The sequence below is a fragment of the Actinomadura livida genome, assembly GCF_014648675.1.
Lineage (GTDB): Bacteria > Actinomycetota > Actinomycetes > Streptosporangiales > Streptosporangiaceae > Spirillospora > Spirillospora livida.
Window position 1 is genome coordinate 144,398 of record NZ_BMRO01000014.1, and the last position, 17,818, is coordinate 162,215.

The window sequence follows — 17,818 nt, forward strand, 5'->3', positions numbered from 1 at the left end:
GGACGCGGGCCGCAGCAGCCGATCGAGCGCCGACTCGAGATCCGCGGCCGTTTCGTCAGGACGCGCCGTCCCCGCCCGGGGGTTGGCGCGCACTACGAGCAGGCTACCCGCTGGCAGCCGGTCGAGGTGCGGGCGCACCAGGTGCCGGAGGCGCCGCCGCACGGAGTTGCGGACGACGGCGTTCCCCACGGTGCGGGCCACGATGAATCCGACCAGCGGCGCGGCGTCCGCGCCGGTGTTCTCGTCCGGCTGAAGCAGGTGCACCACGACAGTTGGCCGTCCGGCGCGGCGCCCGCGCCGGACGGCCAGCGTGAAGTCGTCCCGCCGCCGCATCCGGTTTCCGGACGGCAGCACAGTGAAGTGGTGTCAGACCGCGATGCGGGCGCGGCCCTTGCCGCGCCGGTTGGTCAGGATCGCCCGGCCGGCGCGAGTGCGCATGCGCAGCCGGAAGCCGTGCTTCTTGTGGCGACGACGGTTGTTCGGCTGAAAAGTACGCTTGCTCACTTGAGGCTCCAGTGCTGCGGTCGGTTCGGCTGAAAAGGCGCGATGTCTCGCATCGAGGGCCGCGTTCGGTCCCCCGCAGCGGGGGCCCACCCGAGCTCGCCTTGCGTAACTGCCGGCGGGCACGCGTCATCTCCGTCGATGCGACTCGACCTCAGCACGTTACGGGCTGACCGGGTGCCCGGTCAAACGCGGCGGCCGGGCCGGAGCGGGGCGAGCGGGCGGTGGGACGGTGGTGGGACGTGTTGCGGGTGTCGCCCGCAGCGGTTAGGGTCGTCCGGGCGAGCCGACGCTCCTTCGACGAACTCGACGATCTGATGTCGGTATCTTCCGCCCCGCGAACCCCCCGTTCAGAACCGCTCCCGTTCCGGTCCCCAGAGGCCGGACACTTCCCGACCCCGCGTGCAGGAACCCACCGTACGGGTTTTACACAGGGTGCCCTATGCCTATGCACAGCATGTGGACAACTCTGTGGACAACTCGTGAGAGAGTAAGGCTTCCGCGTCGCGGCCGTGCCCTGTGAGGCCGATCGCGCCCCGCGGGACAGACGGGCAGTCAGGTACTCCGACGAACGGAGGGGGAGGGGACCTTGCGCATGGACGGTCAGGATCTCGGATCAGTCTGGGCCCGCACCCTCATCGCACTGTCCGAGAGTGATCTGTCTCCCAGCTACCGCGCATGGCTGCCTATGGTCCGCCCGCTGGCGCTGGTGGAGGGGACGGCTCTGCTCGCCGCCCCGAACGAGTTCGCCAAGGACGCGCTGGAGACCCGGCTGCGCAACCTCATCACGCAGGCCCTGTCGCGTGAGCTGGGCAGGGAGATCCGTGTCGCGGTGACCGTCCAGCCGGAACCGCCCGTCGCCCCTGGTACCGCGCCTGGCTCAGGGCCTGGAACGGGCTCGCGGCCGGGCACGGGTGAGCCGCTTTCGGCGCCCATCCCTGGGGCCGGGGCCGGGCCCGGTATGCACGACGCCACACCTTCTTACTCAGACCCCTATGGGGATCGGCCACAGGACGACCGCGACCGGGATCGGGATCGCTCTTACACGGACTCTGGTTACGGGGAGCAGCAGTACGGCGACCCGTCCTATACCGACCCGACGCGCGGTGATCCGTCGCGTGGCGAACGGTCCGACCGGTCCGAGCGCCCGTTTCCGGAGCGGTCGTTCGGCGAGCAGGGGTACCGGCCCCAGCCGGGGGCCGCTCCCGGTCAAGGATCGCCCGGAGGTTATCCACAGGCTGAGGATGACGACCGTGGGTCTTATCCGCCTGCGTCCCGTCCCCCCGCGTATGGCGCGGGGCCCGGTGGACGGGGTTCGGCCCCCTATGACGGACGCGGCCCGCAGGGCTACCCGGGGTATGGGGGCCAGGAGGGTTTCGGTGGTGAGTCTTCCGGTCGTCCACCGCGCTCGCATCTGAACGACCGCACGCTGGGTCCGCTGCGTCAAGGAGGCGGCCGTGCCGAGGAACAGGGGCACGAACCCAAGCACGGGGGGAACGAGCCACAGCGCGGCCACGCCGAAGACACTTTTCAAGGGGGCGACCCGTCGTTCGCCGGCGGCGAGCAGCAGTACCCAGGCTCGGAGCAGTACGGCGGTGGCGGCGAGGCTCAGTACCGCGGTGAGGAGCCCTACCGGAGCGAGAGTCCCTTCCGGGACGAGGAGGGCTCTGAGTCCCGCGGCCCTGGGCCGGTGCCAGGCGGTGGCGGCGGCTCGTCCGGTTCGGGTGCCGTCGCGTCCGAGCACGCGCGCCTGAACCCCAAGTACACGTTCGAGACGTTCGTCATCGGGTCGTCGAACAGGTTCGCGCACGCCGCCGCGGTCGCGGTCGCCGAGCAGCCGGCCAAGGCGTACAACCCGCTGTTCGTCTACGGCGACTCCGGTCTCGGCAAGACGCACCTTCTCCATGCGATCGGGCATTACGCACAGAGCCTCTTCAATGGGGCGCGCGTCCGCTATGTGAGTTCCGAGGAATTCACGAACGACTTCATCAACTCGATCCGCGACGGAAAGGCCGACGGGTTCCGCCGCCGGTACCGCGACGTCGACATCCTCCTTGTGGACGACATCCAGTTCCTTGAGGGCAAGGAGCAGACGCAGGAGGAGTTCTTCCACACGTTCAACACGCTGCACAACGCCAGCAAGCAGATCGTGATCTCCAGCGACCGGCCGCCCAAGGAGCTGGTGACGCTGGAGGACCGGCTGCGCAACCGGTTCGAGTGGGGGCTGACGACCGACGTCCAGCCGCCGGAGCTGGAGACGCGCATCGCGATCCTGCAGAAGAAGGCGCGCCAGGAGGGCCTGGCCGCGCCGCCGGACGTGCTGGAGTTCATCGCCTCGCAGATCGCGACGAACATCCGCGAGCTGGAGGGCGCGCTGATCCGGGTCACGGCGTTCGCGAGCCTGAACCGGCAGTCGGTGGACATGAAGCTCGCCGAGATCGTCCTCAAGGACCTCATCCCCAACGACTCCGGCCCCGAGATCACCGCGGCGATGATCATGGCGCAGACGGTCGAGTACTTCGGGACGACGATCGAGGACCTGTGCGGGCCGTCGCGCTCGCGGATGCTGGTCACGGCGCGGCAGATCGCGATGTACCTGTGCCGGGAGCTGACCGAGCTGTCCCTCCCGAAGATCGGGCAGCAGTTCGGCGGCCGCGACCACACGACGGTCATGCACGCCGAACGCAAGATCCGGTCGCTGATGGCCGAGCGCCGCGCCATATACAACCAGGTCACGGAGCTGACGGGGCGGATCAAGCACCAGGCCCGCAAGCGCTGACCGGCACCTTTTGCACACTGTGGACAGACCTGCACGACGCCTGTGGACGGGCTCCGGACTCCTCGTCCACACCCCGTTCGCCCAACGAAAGGGGCAAAAGGCGCGCATCCCCCGAGAAGCTAAGGCGCTACTCACAAGTTGTGGAAAACTCTGGGGATTTTCGTGGATAACCCGGTGGGCAACCCCTGGAGAACCTGAGGATGAACCGTGGACGGATGTGGACCGGCTGTGCACGAGCATCCGGCCACCTGGGGACAACCGGTGGACATCCCGTGGACATCCGGTGGACGACTTGGGGACGGACCTGGGGAGGACTCCGCTGACCACGCGTCCCGTGTACACAGGCCGTCGAAACCGTGGGCATACCCGTGGAGAACTCGTGGAAAACCGGGGGATGACTTGAGGACGACGTGTGGGGAAAGATTCGCCGTCCCCAGGCGCCGTCGCGCCGTCCACTCCCCATGCACAGGGCCGGTGGACAGAGAAACGCGCCCTGACCTGGGAAAACGGGGTCTGTCCACACTATCCACCGCCCCTATGACTGGTACTGCACTACTTCTCTATCCAAGAAAAGATCCATCTCAAATCAGGGCCTGGGGAGAACCTGTCCCGAGCGCCCGAGCCGAGGCAGGATCACCTCACCGTTGTCCGACACCTGCAGGAGGCGGGTCCCCTTGAAGTTCCGCATCGACAGAGACGCCCTTGCCGACGCCGTCGCGTGGACCGCGCGCACGCTCCCGGTCCGCCCCCCGGTACCTGTCCTCGCCGGCATGCACATCGTCGCCGGGGGTGAGGAGAACAGCGACCGGCTGAAGCTGTCCGCGTTCGACTACGAAGTCTCCGCACAGGTGTCCACGGACATCGACGTAGAGGAGGCCGGGACAGCGCTCGTGTCCGGACGCCTTCTCGCAGAGATCTCCCGCAGCCTTCCTCCACACCCTGTGGAGGTGACGACCGACGGCGCCAAGGTGATGCTCCGCTGCGGCAGCGCGAAATTCACCCTCCTCACCATGCCTGTGGAGGACTACCCGACGCTGCCGGAGATGCCCCCGGCCGCGGGGTCCGTGGGCAGTGACGAGTTCGCCGCCGCCGTGTCCCAGGTCGCGATCGCCGCGGGCAAGGACGACACGATCCCCATGCTGACCGGCGTCCGTGTGGAGATCGAGGGCGAGACCGTCACGCTCGCGTCCACCGACCGCTACCGGCTGGCCGTGCGCGAGCTGCACTGGAAGCCGGAGCGTCCCGACTTCTCCGCCGTCGCGCTCGTCCCGGCCAGGACGCTCGCCGACACCGCCAAGTCGCTGACGGCGGGCGCGGAGGTGTCGATCGCGCTCGGCGGTGCGGGCGGCACCGGCGAAGGCATGATCGGTTTCGAGGGCGGCGGCCGCCGGACCACCTCCCGCCTCCTGGACGGCGACTTCGTCAAGTACCGGTCGCTGCTGCCGAGCGAGTACGCGGGCCTCGCCGAGATCCAGACCGCGCCGTTCATCGAGGCGGTCAAGCGCGTCTCGCTGGTGGCGGAGCGCAACACCCCCGTGCGGCTCTCGTTCAGCCAGGGCGAGGTCGTCCTGGAGGCCGGGACCGGCGACGAGGCTCAGGCCGTGGAGGCCCTGGAGGCAACGCTGGAGGGCGAGGACATCGACATCGCCTTCAACCCCGGGTTCCTCCTCGACGGGCTCTCAGCGATCGGCTCGGACGTGGCGAGGCTGTCCTTCACGACGCCGACGAAGCCGGCCGTCCTCACCGGGAAGCCGCCGCAGGACGGCGAGAACCCCAACTACCGCTACCTGATCATGCCCGTCCGGCTGTCCGGGTAGGGGCGAGGGTGTCGTCAAGGTAAGCCGCATATCACCCTTTTCGCCCTTCGCAGTGGCGGTCACGCGGTGAGAAGGGTTGCCCCCGGGGCATGCACAGCTCTGGGCGCACCTGGGGACGACGTCCTCCGGGGTCGCCCCCGCGGCCGCGCACGCGTGAAGATCAGTAGGTGCGGTGAACGGCCGCGCGGTATCCGGCCGCGCGGCAGGGAGCCGTGCGGTCCGGCATGCGCATGGTGGACGCGCGTGTAGTTACGCACAGGAAGAGAGTGGGCTTTTCATGGAGCTTGGCATCATCGGCCTGGGCAAGATGGGCGGCAACATGGCCGAGCGGCTGCGCAGGGGCGGCCACACGGTCGTGGGTTACGACCGCGACCCCGCCCTCAGCGACGTGGGCTCGGTCCAGGAACTGGCCGAACGGCTGTCCCCGCCGCGCGCCGTATGGGTGATGGTGCCTGCTGGGCAACCCACCACGGACACCATCCACAGCCTGGGGGAAACTCTTCGGCCTGGCGACGTCGTCATCGACGGCGGCAACACCCACTATGTGGACGACCAGAAGCACGGTGACGTGCTGGCCGCCAAGGGGATCGGGTTCGTGGACTGCGGCGTCAGCGGCGGCGTGTGGGGCCTGGAGAACGGCTACGCGCTGATGGTCGGCGGTGACGACGACACGGTGAAGCGCCTGATGCCGATCTTCGAGACGCTCAAGCCCGCGGGGGAGTACGGCTTCGTCCACGCCGGGACGACCGGCGCCGGGCACTTCGTGAAGATGGTCCACAACGGCATCGAGTACGCGATGATGCAGGCCTTCGGCGAGGGCTTCGAGCTGATCGAGGCCAGCGGCATCGTGACCCGGGTGCCGGAGACGTTCCTGAGCTGGCAGGAGGGCACGGTCATCCGGTCCTGGCTGCTGGACCTGCTGAACCGGGCGCTCGCCGAGGACCCCGAACTCGACGACCTGCGCGGCTACGCCAACGACTCCGGCGAGGGCCGCTGGACGGTGCAGGCCGCCGTGGAGCACGCCGTCCCGCTGCCCGCCATCAGCGCCTCCCTGTTCGCGCGGTTCGCGTCCCGCCAGGAGGACTCCCCTGCCATGCGGGTGGTCGCGGCCCTCCGACAGCAGTTCGGCGGCCACGCCACCGAAGCAGCCGGCGACGGCGACTCCCCCGGCGCCGACGTCACCCCGCCCCCGGTCTGACCCGCCGCCGTTCCGGCTCGGCGGCGCGAGTTATCCACAATCTCGGTTACCCCTTCCGGGGTGCGCTGGTTGCCGCGATCGTTGGGAGCGGTCGGACGCGAGCGGGCGGAACGGCGTGGGTGCGGACGGATGCGGGGGTGTGGCCGATGCGGCTGTGGAAGGCTCTACGCTCGTGTCTCGTGCACGTCGCCCACCTCTCCCTGCAGGACTTCCGCTCGTATCCGACCGCCGAAGTCGGGCTCGAGCCCGGGGTCACGACGTTCGTGGGGCCGAACGGGCAGGGCAAGACGAACCTGGTCGAGGCCATCGGGTACGTCGCCTCGCACGGCAGCCACAGGGCGGCGACGGACGCACCGCTCGTCCGGCACGGCGCGCCGCGCGCGATCGTGCGCGCCGGGGTGGTGAAGGACGACCGCAAGGCGCTGATCGAGCTTGAGATCAACCCGGGCAAGGCGAACCGGGCACGGCTCAACCGGTCCCCTGTCCCCCGGCCGCGCGAGATCCTCGGAATGCTGCGGACGGTGCTGTTCGCCCCGGAGGACCTCTCCCTGGTGAAGGGCGACCCGGGGGAGCGGCGGCGGTTCATGGACGAGCTGCTGACCGCGCGGGCTCCGCGCTTCGCGGGCGTGCGGTCCGACTACGACCGCGTCCTCAAGCAGCGCAACGCGCTGCTGAAATCGGCGGCTGCGCACCGGCGGTCCCCCGGCCCGGAGGTGCTCGCGACTCTGGACGTGTGGGATTCGCATCTGGCGCGAACCGGGGCCGAGCTCCTGGCGGCGCGGCTGAGTCTCGTCGACGCGCTCCGCCCGCTCGTCGTCCGCGCGTATGCGGAGCTTGCCCCGGGCGGTCACGCGGCCGACCTGTACTACAAGAGCTCACTGGGGGACGGCGAGTTGTCCACAGACCGTGGACAACTCGCCGAGCAACTGCTGGCCGCGGTGGGAGAGTCGCGCAAGCAGGAGCTGGAACGCGGAGTGAGCCTCATCGGCCCGCACCGGGACGAGCTCGTCCTGCGGCTGGGGGAGCTGCCGGCGCGCGGCTACGCCAGCCACGGCGAATCATGGTCGTTCGCGCTCGGGCTGCGGCTCGGCGCGTTCGACCTGCTGCGAGCGGACGGCGACGACCCGGTCCTGATCCTCGACGACGTCTTCGCCGAACTGGACACCGGGCGCCGCAGCCGGCTGGCCGGGATGGTGGCCCCGGCCGAGCAGGTGCTCATCACGGCGGCCGTGCCCGCCGACGTACCGGCCGAATTGACAGGGGGTTCCTATACCGTCTCCGACGGCAAGGTCGTCCGGAACTGATCGGCGTCCCGAAGCGGAGCATTGCGGGTGTCCTTGCCAGGGGCGGCGCTGGAACTGCCTGCGTGGGGAGCGGCGTAGGAGAAGGGGACGATCCGGCGTTCGGCGAAGGCGGAGGAAGGCTTCACCAAGGGTGGTCCACCGAACGGAAGGGGCAAGCGCGTGAACGACGATCCACAAGATGTGCACAAGTCCCTCGGGCCTGATGTCGGCGGCCCGCCGGTCGGCGGCGCGTCCGTGGGCGGTTCAGCAGGTGACGGCCGGGTCGGCCCTCCGGCCGCTGGTGAGGGGGCCTCGGGGGAGGGCGTGCCGGTCAAGTCGGGGATTGAGCTTGCCCGGGAGGCGCTCGCGCAGGCGAAGGCGGATGCCCTGAAGCGGGGCACGCTGCCCGGGCAGAACGGGAAACGCAAGGGCACCGGGCGGGTCGTCCGCATGAGGGACCCGGGGCGCGGCGGCGACCCCAAGCTGTTCGGTGCGGCCATCCGCGATCTGATGGCCTCCCGCGGCTGGGAGCAGCGGGCGGCCGTCGGCGGCGTGTTCGGCAACTGGCCCGGCATCGTCGGCGCGGAACTCGCCGAGCACACCCGGCCGGAGCACTTCGAGGACGGCGAGCTCACCGTCACCGCCGACTCGACGACGTGGGCGACGCAGCTGCGCCTGCTGTCGTCCACCCTCGTCAGGAGGCTGAACGAGGAACTCGGGCACGGCACCGTCCGCCGGGTGAAGGTGGTCGGCCCCTCCTCCGGTCCGCGCCGGCCGGGCGCCTGGCGCGTCCGCTGAGCCCGTGGAGCGGCCCCGAATCGCGCCCGCCGTCCGGATCCGCCGGGGGCCGGCCCGGGTGGGAACATCTGTTCGGGCGGCCGGGAAGCGAGTTCAGCAGCCAGCGGCACGCAGGACAGAGAATCCCCCGGGACATATAGGGGGGTGTGGCTCCAGGGCCGCTCGGCCGCCACACGCGCATACAGCGCCCTTGAGTGCCACTTTCAGCCCCGTCACCCGGTAGAATGAAATCGGTTCAGGATGCTGCGCCGCCACCGGGCGCCCGGGGCTCTGACCAAGACGAACAGAGCACAACCGGGTGCCCTCATGTGTGTTACGGGGCACACCCGCGCCTCCCTCGGGCGCGGAGCGGCAGACATCCCCGGCAGGAGGATCTCCTTTGGCGTACGACGCTAGTTCGATCACTGTCCTTGAAGGGCTTGAGGCGGTTCGCAAGCGCCCGGGCATGTACATCGGCTCGACCGGTGAGCGCGGCCTGCACCACCTCGTATACGAGATCGTCGACAACGCGGTCGACGAGGCCCTCGCCGGCTACGCGGACGACATCGTGGTGACGCTGATGGCCGACGGCGGCGTCAGCGTGCGCGACAACGGCCGCGGCATCCCCGTGGGCGAGCACCCGGTGGAGAAGCGGCCGGCCATCGAGCTGGTGTTCACCACGCTGCACGCGGGCGGCAAGTTCGACGGCAAGTCCTATGCGGTCTCGGGCGGTCTGCACGGGGTCGGCTCGTCCGTGGTCAACGCGCTGTCCACCCGGATGGAGGCCGAGGTCCGCCGCAACGGCCACGTGTGGAACCAGTCCTACACGTGGCGGGGCCCGGAGACCGAGCTCCGCCAGGGCGAGGCGACGGAGGAGACCGGCACCCTCATCACCTTCTGGCCGGACCCCGACATCTTCGAGACCCTCGAATGGAACTTCGAGACCCTCTCCCGCCGCATGCAGGAGATGGCGTTCCTCAACCGCGGCCTGGCCATCACGCTGCGGGACGAGCGTCCCGACTACATCAACGGTGAGCCGCACCTCGTCCGGTACCACTACGAGGGCGGCATCGAGGACTTCGTCCGCTACATAAACGCGCGCAAGGAACCCGTCCACGAGTCGGTGGTCTACTTCGGCGACGACACGACCGGCATGTCGCTCGAGATCGCGATGCAGTGGAATTCCTCCTACTCGGAGTCCGTGCACACCTTCGCGAACACCATCAACACCGCGGAGGGCGGCACGCACGAGGAGGGGTTCCGGGCGGCGCTGACGACGATCGTCAACCGGTACGCCCGCGACAAGGGCCTCCTGCGCGACAAGGACGACAACCTCACCGGCGAGGACGTCCGCGAGGGCCTCACCGCGATCATCTCCATCAAGCTGGCCGACCCGCAGTTCGAGGGGCAGACCAAGACCAAGCTCGGCAACACCGAGGCCAAGTCGTTCGTGCAGCGGGCCTGCAACGTCTACCTGCGCGACTGGTTCGAGGAGAACCCCGGCGAGGCCAAGGAGATCATCAACAAGGCGTCGCAGGCGGCGCGGGCGCGGGTGGCGGCGCGGCAGGCGCGCGACCTGACCCGCCGCAAGAGCCTGCTGGAGTCGACGGCGCTGCCCGGCAAGCTGTCGGACTGCCAGTCCACCGACCCGCGCAAGTCCGAGCTGTACATCGTCGAGGGCGACTCGGCGGGCGGCTCGGCCAAGGGCGGCCGCGACCCGCACTTCCAGGCGATCCTCCCGATCCGCGGCAAGATCCTCAACGTGGAGAAGGCCAGGATCGACAAGATCCTGAAGAACGCCGAGGTCCAGGCCATCATCACGGCGCTCGGCACCGGCGTGCACGACGAGTTCGACATCGAGAAGCTCCGTTACCACAAGATCATTTTGATGTCGGACGCGGACGTCGACGGCCACCACATCAACACGCTGCTCCTGACGCTGCTGTTCCGGTTCATGAAGCCGCTGATCGAGGCCGGGCACGTCTACCTGTCCCAGCCCCCGCTCTACAAGATCAAGTGGGATGCGCGGGGGTCGGAGGCCGACTACGCCTACTCCGACTCCGAACGGGACGCGATCATCGAGGCCGGGATCGCCGCCGGCAAGCGCGACCCCCGCCCCCGCGACCAGGTGCAGCGCTTCAAGGGCCTCGGCGAGATGAACGCCAACGAGCTGTGGGACACCACCATGGACCCCGACAACCGGGTCCTGCTGCAGGTCCAGCTCGACGACGCCGCGCAGGCCGACGAGCTGTTCAGCGTGCTCATGGGCGAGGAGGTCGAGCCCCGCCGGGAGTTCATCCAGCGCAACGCCAAGGACGTGCGCTTCCTCGACATCTGACGTGCGGGCCTCGGCCGGGCTCCCAGCGGCCTGACTCCCAGAGGCGACCGCACGCGCATCCCACCGAGCAGAAGAGGTCTTGAGAGTGACGGACGTGACCACTGAGGGCGGCTACCCCGGCGAACGGATAGAGCCGGTCGACATCCAGGTCGAGATGCAGAAGAGCTACCTCGACTACGCGATGTCGGTCATCGTCGCGCGCGCCCTGCCCGAGGTCCGCGACGGCCTCAAACCCGTCCACCGCCGCGTCCTCTACGCGATGTACGACGGCGGGTACCGGCCCGACCGCGGCTACTTCAAGTGCGCCCGCGTCGTCGGCGACGTCATGGGGAACTACCACCCGCACGGCGACTCCGCCATCTACGACGCCCTCGTCCGGCTGGCGCAGCCCTGGTCGATGCGGTACCCGCTGGTCGACGGCAACGGCAACTTCGGTTCGCGCGGCAACGACCCCGCCGCGGCGATGCGGTACACCGAGTGCCGCATGGCGCCGCTCGCGATGGAGCTCCTGCGCGACATCGACAAGGAGACCGTCGACTTCTCCCCCAACTACGACGGCCGCTCCCAGGAGCCGGACGTCCTGCCGTCGCGGTACCCGAACCTGCTGGTCAACGGGTCCGCCGGCATCGCGGTCGGGATGGCGACCAACATCCCGCCGCACAACCTGCGCGAGGTCGCCGACGGCGTCCGGTGGTACCTGGACAACTTCGGCGCCTCCGACGAGGAACTCCTCGAGGCGCTGATCGAGCGGGTCAAGGGCCCCGACTTCCCGACAGCCGGGCTCATCGTCGGCCGCAAGGGCATCGAGGAGGCGTACCGCACCGGCCGCGGGTCCATCACGATGCGGGCCGTCGTGGACGTCGAGGAGATCCAGGGCCGCACCTGCCTCGTCGTGACCGAGCTGCCCTACCAGGTCAACCCGGACAACGTCGCCCTGAAGATCGCCGACCTGGTGAAGGACGGCAAGCTCGACGGCATCGCCGACGTCCGCGACGAGACGTCCGGCCGGACGGGGCAGCGCCTCGTCATCGTCCTCAAGCGGGACGCCGTCGCCAAGATCGTCCTCAACAACCTGTACAAGCAGACCCAGCTGCAGGAGACGTTCGGCGCGAACATGCTCGCGCTCGTCGACGGCGTGCCGCGCACCCTGCGCATCGACCAGTTCGTCCGGCACTGGGTCACGCACCAGGTGGACGTCATCGTCCGCCGCACCCGGTTCCTGCTCCGCAAGGCCGAGGAGCGCGCCCACATCCTGCGCGCCCTCCTCAAGGCGCTCGACCGCATCGACGAGGTCATCGCGCTCATCCGCCGCTCGCCGTCCGCGTCCGAGGCGCAGCAGGGCCTGATGAGCCTCCTGGAGATCGACGAGATCCAGGCGCAGGCCATCCTCGACATGCAGCTGCGCAAGCTCGCCGCCCTGGAGCGCCAGCAGATCACCGACGAGTACGACAAGCTCATGGCGGAGATCGCCGACTACAACGACATCCTGGCCTCGCCCGCGCGGCAGCGCCAGATCGTCGGCGACGAGCTCAACCCCATCGTCGAGAAGTTCGGCGACGAGCGCCGCACCGAGATCATCCCGTTCGACGGGGACGTGTCGTACGAGGACCTCATCGCCGAAGAGGACGTCGTCGTCACCATCACCCGCGGCGGCTACGCCAAGCGCACCAAGACCGACCTGTACCGGGCGCAGCGCCGCGGCGGCAAGGGCGTGCGCGGCGCCCAGCTGAAGCAGGACGACATCGTCGACCAGTTCTTCGTCACCACGACGCACCACTGGATCCTGTTCTTCACCAACAAGGGCCGCGTCTACCGCGCCAAGGCGTACGAACTCCCCGACGCCGGCCGGGACTCGCGCGGCCAGCACGTCGCGAACCTGCTGGCCTTCCAGCCGGACGAGCACATCGCCCAGGTCATGGACCTGCGCGACTACGAGGTGGCGCCCTACCTCGTCCTCGGCACGAAGAAGGGCCGCGTCAAGAAGACCGTCCTGCGCGACTTCGACTCGCCCCGCACCGGCGGCATCATCGCCATCAATCTCGTCGACGACGACGAGGTCATCGCGGCGCGGCTCGTCTCGTCCGACGACGACCTGCTGATGGTCTCCACTGGCGCCCAGGCGATCCGCTTCCGCGCCGACGACGAGTCGCTGCGGCCGATGGGACGCGCCACGTCCGGCGTCATCGGCATGCGTTTCGAGGAAAGCCAGGAAGTCCTTAACATGCTGGTTGTGCAGGACAGCTCCCAGGACGTCCTGGTCGCCACCCAGGGCGGCTACGCCAAGCGGACTCCGATCGACCAGTACCCCCTCCAGGGTCGTGGGGGTAAGGGTGTCCTCACCGCTAAGATCGTGGAATCGCGGGGAACGTTGGTAGGGGCCCTCATGGTGGGACCGGACGACGAGGTGTTCGCGATGACGTCCAACGGGGGCGTCATCCGCACCACCGCCGCGGAGATCAAGCAGTCCGGCAGGCAGACCATGGGCGTCCGCCTGATGAACCTCGCGGACGGGGACAGCGTGGTGGCCATCGCGAGGAACGTAGAGTCCATGGTGGAGGACTCAGACGACGCCGAGGGGAGCGACGGTGGTGAGTGAGGCACCCGGCCCCTCCCCTGGTAACGAGCCGATAGGCCAGGAGGACACGTGAGCACCGAGCCCGGCAAGAGCAAGGGCGGGCCCGGCGCCGGTGAGCCCGGCGCGGGCCGCCCCGGCGCCGGGGCCTCCGGCAAGAAGCCCGAAGCCGCACCCGGCAAGAAGCCCGCCGGAAAGCCGAGCAAGACGGTGGCCGCCGCGTCCGCCAAGTCCGGCCGGGACGAGACGACCGTCGAGATCGACAAGGCCGAGAAGGACGCCGGGACCCCGGCGCCCAAGCCCGGCACGGAGGAGACCCGGAGCGACCTCGCGTCCCTCAAGGACGAGCCGGAGTCGCCCGCCCCGGAGATCGCGCCGGTCAAGGACACCACCGAGCCGCCGTCCAAGGACGAGGACGCCAAGCCGGCGAGCACGCCGTCCGAGAAGCCCGCCGCCCCGAAGGCGGCCGCTTCCGCGCCCGCCGCCGCTTCCTCGCCCTCGTCGTCCTCCGGCTCGGCGGGCTGGGCCAAGCCCGCCGAGCCGTCCGCGTCGGTCTCCACAGAACGTACGCGGCAGTCCGCCAAACCGTTCAACGCGGGCGGCCCGCCGCCGACCTCGGGCAACTCGTCCAACGCCGCGGGCACCACCGCCCCGGCCAAACCGAGCCGCCCGAGCTTCGCCCGCACGGTCCTCAAGGACCGCCCCTTCGGGTCGTCGGCGACCACCCCGGCCAAGCCCGCCGACGGCAAACCAGCCCGCAAGGCGCAGCTGCAGCTCGCCCGGCTCGAACCGTGGTCGGTGATGAAGTTCAGCTTCGTCATGTCCGTCGTCTGCTTCGTCATCCTCCTCGTCGCCGTCATCGTCCTCTACACGATCCTGTCCGCCCTCGGCGTGTTCGACGCCATCAGCGACACGATCAACAGCCTCACCAGAGAGCAGGGCGAGACCACCGGAGCCGTCGACGCGGGAAGCTGGTTCTCCTTCTTCCGCATCTTCGGCTACACCGTCCTCGTCGGCGCCCTCAACGTCCTCCTCATCACCGCCCTCTCCACCGTCGGCTCCGTCATCTACAACCTCGCCGCCGACCTCGTCGGCGGCGTCGAGGTGACCCTCAAGGAGGCCGAGTAATCGATTTCCGGTTGCCCCGCCAGATGGGGTAACCTCTCGTTGCGCCGCCAGAACCAGCGGCACAACCCGGGCCTATAGCTCAGTCGGTTAGAGCGCATCCCTGATAAGGATGAGGCCGGAGGTTCAAGTCCTCCTAGGCCCACCCAGTAACCCCAGCTCAGAGGCCGGTTCCGCGTTCAGCGGACCCGGCCTCAAGATCTTTTGGCACTCCGGTGGCACTGGGATCCCACACCACCGGGACGCACCAGCCAACATCCCGCGTCCGAAAATGTGTCGCTTGTGGGCCTCGCCGAGATGCGTCGCGAAGCCTGGGGCCACGAAAGGGCTTCAAGCCGAGGCTCAGAGGCTCCTACTGGAACTTCGTAGCCGGGGCAGTCGCATCGGCTGGGCGCAGGGACGGTGCTCTGTCGGCGCGGAGCAAGAAATGGAAATCGTGCACATAAGGAAGCTGGACCGGGCGCGGTCCAGGCGGTAACGATGATCGAGCGCGATCCGGGAGGTGGCAGCAGTAGCCGGACATGGTGAAGCGCGGCGGACGAACGCACCGAGCGTGAACCGGCGAGCGCATCGGACTCCGCGGCGAAACCGATCGGTGAGGTTCTCGCTTTCGGACGAAGAACACTCGCTCGTGGCCTCGGCGGCAGCGGAAGAGCGACTCGCGCTCGGCGCGTATGCGGCACAGGCGGTGCTTGTCGCCGCGCGCGGCAGCGCTCAGCCGCAACACGGCCTGTTGAGGGAGGCACTGAAGACGGTGATGCACGCGGCCGGGCAGGCCAGGCGTATCGGCGTGAACCTCAATCAGGCGGTCGCCGCCGGTCATTCCGGTGAACCGCCGCCTGAGCTGTGGTGCTACATCGAGGCGGCGGCGCGCACCGTGCAGCACCTCGATGACCTGGGCGAGGAGATCCGTAGGCGCCTGCCCTGATGCCGAACTCCTGCGGCCCTGTCCCCGGTGAGGGCGGTGACGCCCACTTGTCGGGACGTTGGCGAGCCAGGCCGTTGTCCGGGACGGAGTCGGGTAGCAGCGACGCCATCAGGTGCTCCTCCCTGATCGGGAAGGAGATCACCATGCCGTCGAACCGGTTGGGCCGGCCTCGTCCAGGAGGACAGGCGACCAGTATCGGGCGAGTGGGCGCCAACTCCGATGAAGCCTTGATCGCGGGTAGGAAGTCGGTGTCCGTTGAGATCAGCAACGACAGGTCACCGTTCCCCAATGCGGCGTCCCGGACCATCTCGGTGGCCAGCGCGACATCGGTCAGCTTCTCCTCGTAGGTGCGGTAACGCTGCTGAGGTGGCTCGCACCGGCACTGCCACTGCGCGCCGCACGCCCGGCAGCTGATCCGCATGTTCTTCACCTTGAAGTGGCCTCGGATCACCTGCACCTGTGGTCGGTGCGCCGTCAGCGCGGCCAGATACGTCTCCTGGCGACGTGCGGCGTCCGGCTCGCCTTTGACGATGGCGGTGAAGTACTTCACGGCTCGCACCGTGTCATCACGCCGCATCCGTTGCACCAACTCGACGATGTCGAGCCACAGGTAGGCACGGCCGTACTTGGACTTCAACCCGTGGTACAGGTTGAACCCGTCGACGTACGCGATCGTATCCGGCACGTGACAGAACGTTAGACCTCGATGGAGGTGGCGCGTGCCGGAAGTAGTAACTATGCTGGCTGGCAGACGAAGTCGGTTACGGCCGACAGGGCGGCCCCGGTCAGGGGCCGCATTTTTTGTGGGGTGGATACGACTCCCGATGCGGAGGATCTGCCGTCAGGCGGTGCTCAGGTGGGGGCGGGAGTCGGGGCGGAGAGCCAGAGCCACGTCGGCGATCGCGGTTCGGAGACGTTCGTTCTCGGCTTTGAGAGTGTCCAGCTCGGAGGCTTCCGGGGCTTCGGTGACCTGGAGTCCGCGGATCTTGTCGAGGGCGGCGAGCGCGGTCTCATCGGCGTTGGGGAGGGTGTGGAGGTACTGCTCGGTCGTGGCGATCGAGGCATGGCCCAGGCGTTCCTTGACGACCTGGAGGTCTGCGCCGCCGGCGAGGAGCCATGAAGCATGGGCGTGTCGTAGGTGGTGCGGGGTTACGTGGTCCAGCCCGGCGGTCTTGCAGGCCGGGTTCCAGATCTGCCTGCGGAACCGGCATACCTGCGGACAGCGCAGGTGGCCACTCCTTCGTCATGTTGACCCAGGGGGCGACCCTCGGACCCCCGATGTGGGGGCTCCGCCCCCACGCCCCCTCCCGGTTGCGGCACTGGTTCAGCCATCCGTTGACGCGGGGCCGGTGCGGCGGGGCTACGCCACCTGCACGCCCTCGGTGACCTTGGGTGAGGCGGATCCGTAGACACCTGCCCTTACGCCGAACTCAGGCGGCCCCGCCCACGGTGCTGGCTGGCTTTCGAGCCTCGCAAGGGCCGTGCTCCAGCAGCCTGTCCAGGAGGTTGCTCATGGCTGAGGCGCCGGTCTCCTCGCCGGCCCTGCAGAAGAACTTGAGCTGGTACACCACCCAGACCCACCCACCTGGCCCGATCTCCGGTCAGGACGATCATGGTCGCTGACGGCGGCCACGGCAATGGTGCAACACCAGCCAATGCCGCCCTCCGTGATCAGCACTCAGTAGAAGGTCGGTACGGCCGGATGAGGTCGGTGATCCAAGGGCACTAGGTGGTCTCGTCCTTGACCTCTAGGGTCTTCTGCGCCAGGCCGATGAAGGTTACGTATGCCTCCCGGAACTCCCGGTAGGCGCGGTCGTATGTTTCTCGGTGGTCGGGGCCGTCCTCGTTTACTAGCGCTTTGAGGTGTGACTCGACGCGCCGTGCCATGTCCCGTACGTGGTCCGCGGCGGCGGAGACGTCGGCAGGGCCGTCGAGTCGGACCTCATGCATCGCCCTGTTCATCTCCGCAACGGCCGGGCCGATGCGACTGCACATTTGCCGGAGGAGCCGCTCCTTGCTTTCACGGTCTTGCTGCGCGTCGACGTCCTCGATCTGCCAGGTGACCGCGCTGAACTCGTGCACGCACCTCATCAGCTCCCGATAAGTGGACCGGCGCCGCTCGTGCTGCTCGCGAAGGGCTTGAGCGCGCGTGGTCGTTCTGGCTTGGGCCAGCGCTGCGCCCAGCGTCGCCCGCGAGGTGATGTAGCTGGCTCCTAAGGCGGTCAGCGCGGTGAGGATGCCGACCCAGAGTCCGCTGTTCGCCATGGTGTGGAAGTGTCTCAGCCGAGGGTCGCCATTGCGAGAGGCCATTGGCCGATCACCGATCCCCACCGGTTGGCGGTCGGTCGGCGTCACGGGTGGTGGCGGGCTCGAGCGAGAGCAGCGATCGTGAAGATTCGTGTGCTCGGCTGGGGCGGCTTTTCCTTAGTGCGTGTTTGAGAAGGATCTTGTTATTGGTATGCGAGGGGGCGTGGGCCTTGGCGGACGGCGGGCTGGCCAC

The 17,818-nt window shown here is 68.8% G+C and carries 13 protein-coding genes and 1 tRNA gene; 9 read left to right on the forward strand and 5 right to left on the reverse strand.

Annotated elements, in window-relative coordinates:
• On the reverse strand, positions 1 to 354 hold a 354-nt coding region (gene rnpA, locus IEZ03_RS29660), incomplete at its 3' end, for a ribonuclease P protein component (protein WP_189241248.1).
• Positions 355 to 366: 12 nt separating this feature from the next.
• Positions 367 to 504, reverse strand: coding sequence for a 50S ribosomal protein L34 (rpmH, locus tag IEZ03_RS29665; protein ID WP_132054170.1), 138 nt, complete (start codon positions 502 to 504; stop codon positions 367 to 369).
• Between the two features lie 592 nt (positions 505 to 1,096).
• On the opposite strand from rpmH, the gene dnaA reads away from it, so the two are divergent.
• The 9 genes from dnaA to IEZ03_RS29710 all read left to right on the forward strand — a co-directional run bounded on the left by dnaA (position 1,097) and on the right by IEZ03_RS29710 (position 14,535).
• Positions 1,097 to 3,280, forward strand: a complete 2,184-nt coding sequence (gene dnaA, locus IEZ03_RS29670) for a chromosomal replication initiator protein DnaA (RefSeq protein WP_184890180.1) — start codon at positions 1,097 to 1,099, stop codon at positions 3,278 to 3,280.
• Between the two features lie 674 nt (positions 3,281 to 3,954).
• Complete coding sequence (gene dnaN, locus IEZ03_RS29675; RefSeq protein ID WP_132054551.1) at positions 3,955 to 5,097, forward strand: DNA polymerase III subunit beta; 1,143 nt, start codon at positions 3,955 to 3,957, stop codon at positions 5,095 to 5,097.
• Between the two features lie 277 nt (positions 5,098 to 5,374).
• Entirely contained in the window at positions 5,375 to 6,295 is a 921-nt protein-coding gene (gnd, locus tag IEZ03_RS29680) for a phosphogluconate dehydrogenase (NAD(+)-dependent, decarboxylating) (protein ID WP_184890181.1), read from the forward strand.
• A gap of 179 nt (positions 6,296 to 6,474) precedes the next feature.
• Entirely contained in the window at positions 6,475 to 7,599 is a 1,125-nt protein-coding gene (gene recF, locus IEZ03_RS29685) for a DNA replication/repair protein RecF (protein WP_184890182.1), read from the forward strand.
• A 303-nt stretch (positions 7,600 to 7,902) separates the two neighbouring features.
• Positions 7,903 to 8,376 carry a DciA family protein gene (locus tag IEZ03_RS29690; protein WP_229808669.1) on the forward strand — a complete coding sequence of 158 codons (474 nt, stop codon included), beginning with the start codon at positions 7,903 to 7,905 and terminating at the stop codon, positions 8,374 to 8,376.
• 379 nt (positions 8,377 to 8,755) lie between these two features.
• The gene (gyrB, locus tag IEZ03_RS29695; protein ID WP_184890183.1) at positions 8,756 to 10,693 is read left to right on the forward strand and encodes a DNA topoisomerase (ATP-hydrolyzing) subunit B; all 1,938 of its coding nucleotides are present in this window, start codon (positions 8,756 to 8,758) and stop codon (positions 10,691 to 10,693) included.
• Between the two features lie 85 nt (positions 10,694 to 10,778).
• A complete protein-coding gene (gene gyrA, locus IEZ03_RS29700) occupies positions 10,779 to 13,289 on the forward strand; it encodes a DNA gyrase subunit A (protein WP_184890184.1) in 2,511 nt (836 codons plus the stop codon).
• A gap of 48 nt (positions 13,290 to 13,337) precedes the next feature.
• Complete coding sequence (locus IEZ03_RS38265; RefSeq protein WP_229808670.1) at positions 13,338 to 14,393, forward strand: DUF3566 domain-containing protein; 1,056 nt, start codon at positions 13,338 to 13,340, stop codon at positions 14,391 to 14,393.
• Positions 14,394 to 14,461: 68 nt separating this feature from the next.
• Positions 14,462 to 14,535, forward strand: a tRNA-Ile gene (locus IEZ03_RS29710).
• A gap of 652 nt (positions 14,536 to 15,187) precedes the next feature.
• Here the strand turns inward: IEZ03_RS29710 and IEZ03_RS29715 are convergent.
• The 3 genes from IEZ03_RS29715 to IEZ03_RS29730 all read right to left on the reverse strand — a co-directional run bounded on the left by IEZ03_RS29715 (position 15,188) and on the right by IEZ03_RS29730 (position 17,583).
• Complete coding sequence (locus IEZ03_RS29715; protein ID WP_184890185.1) at positions 15,188 to 16,003, reverse strand: NYN domain-containing protein; 816 nt, start codon at positions 16,001 to 16,003, stop codon at positions 15,188 to 15,190.
• A gap of 156 nt (positions 16,004 to 16,159) precedes the next feature.
• Entirely contained in the window at positions 16,160 to 16,546 is a 387-nt protein-coding gene (locus tag IEZ03_RS38905; protein WP_184891022.1) for a tyrosine-type recombinase/integrase, read from the reverse strand.
• Between the two features lie 497 nt (positions 16,547 to 17,043).
• Positions 17,044 to 17,583: a hypothetical protein gene (locus IEZ03_RS29730; RefSeq protein WP_184890186.1), complete on the reverse strand. Its 540-nt coding sequence runs from the start codon at positions 17,581 to 17,583 to the stop codon at positions 17,044 to 17,046.
• Positions 17,584 to 17,818: the final 235 nt, after the last annotated feature.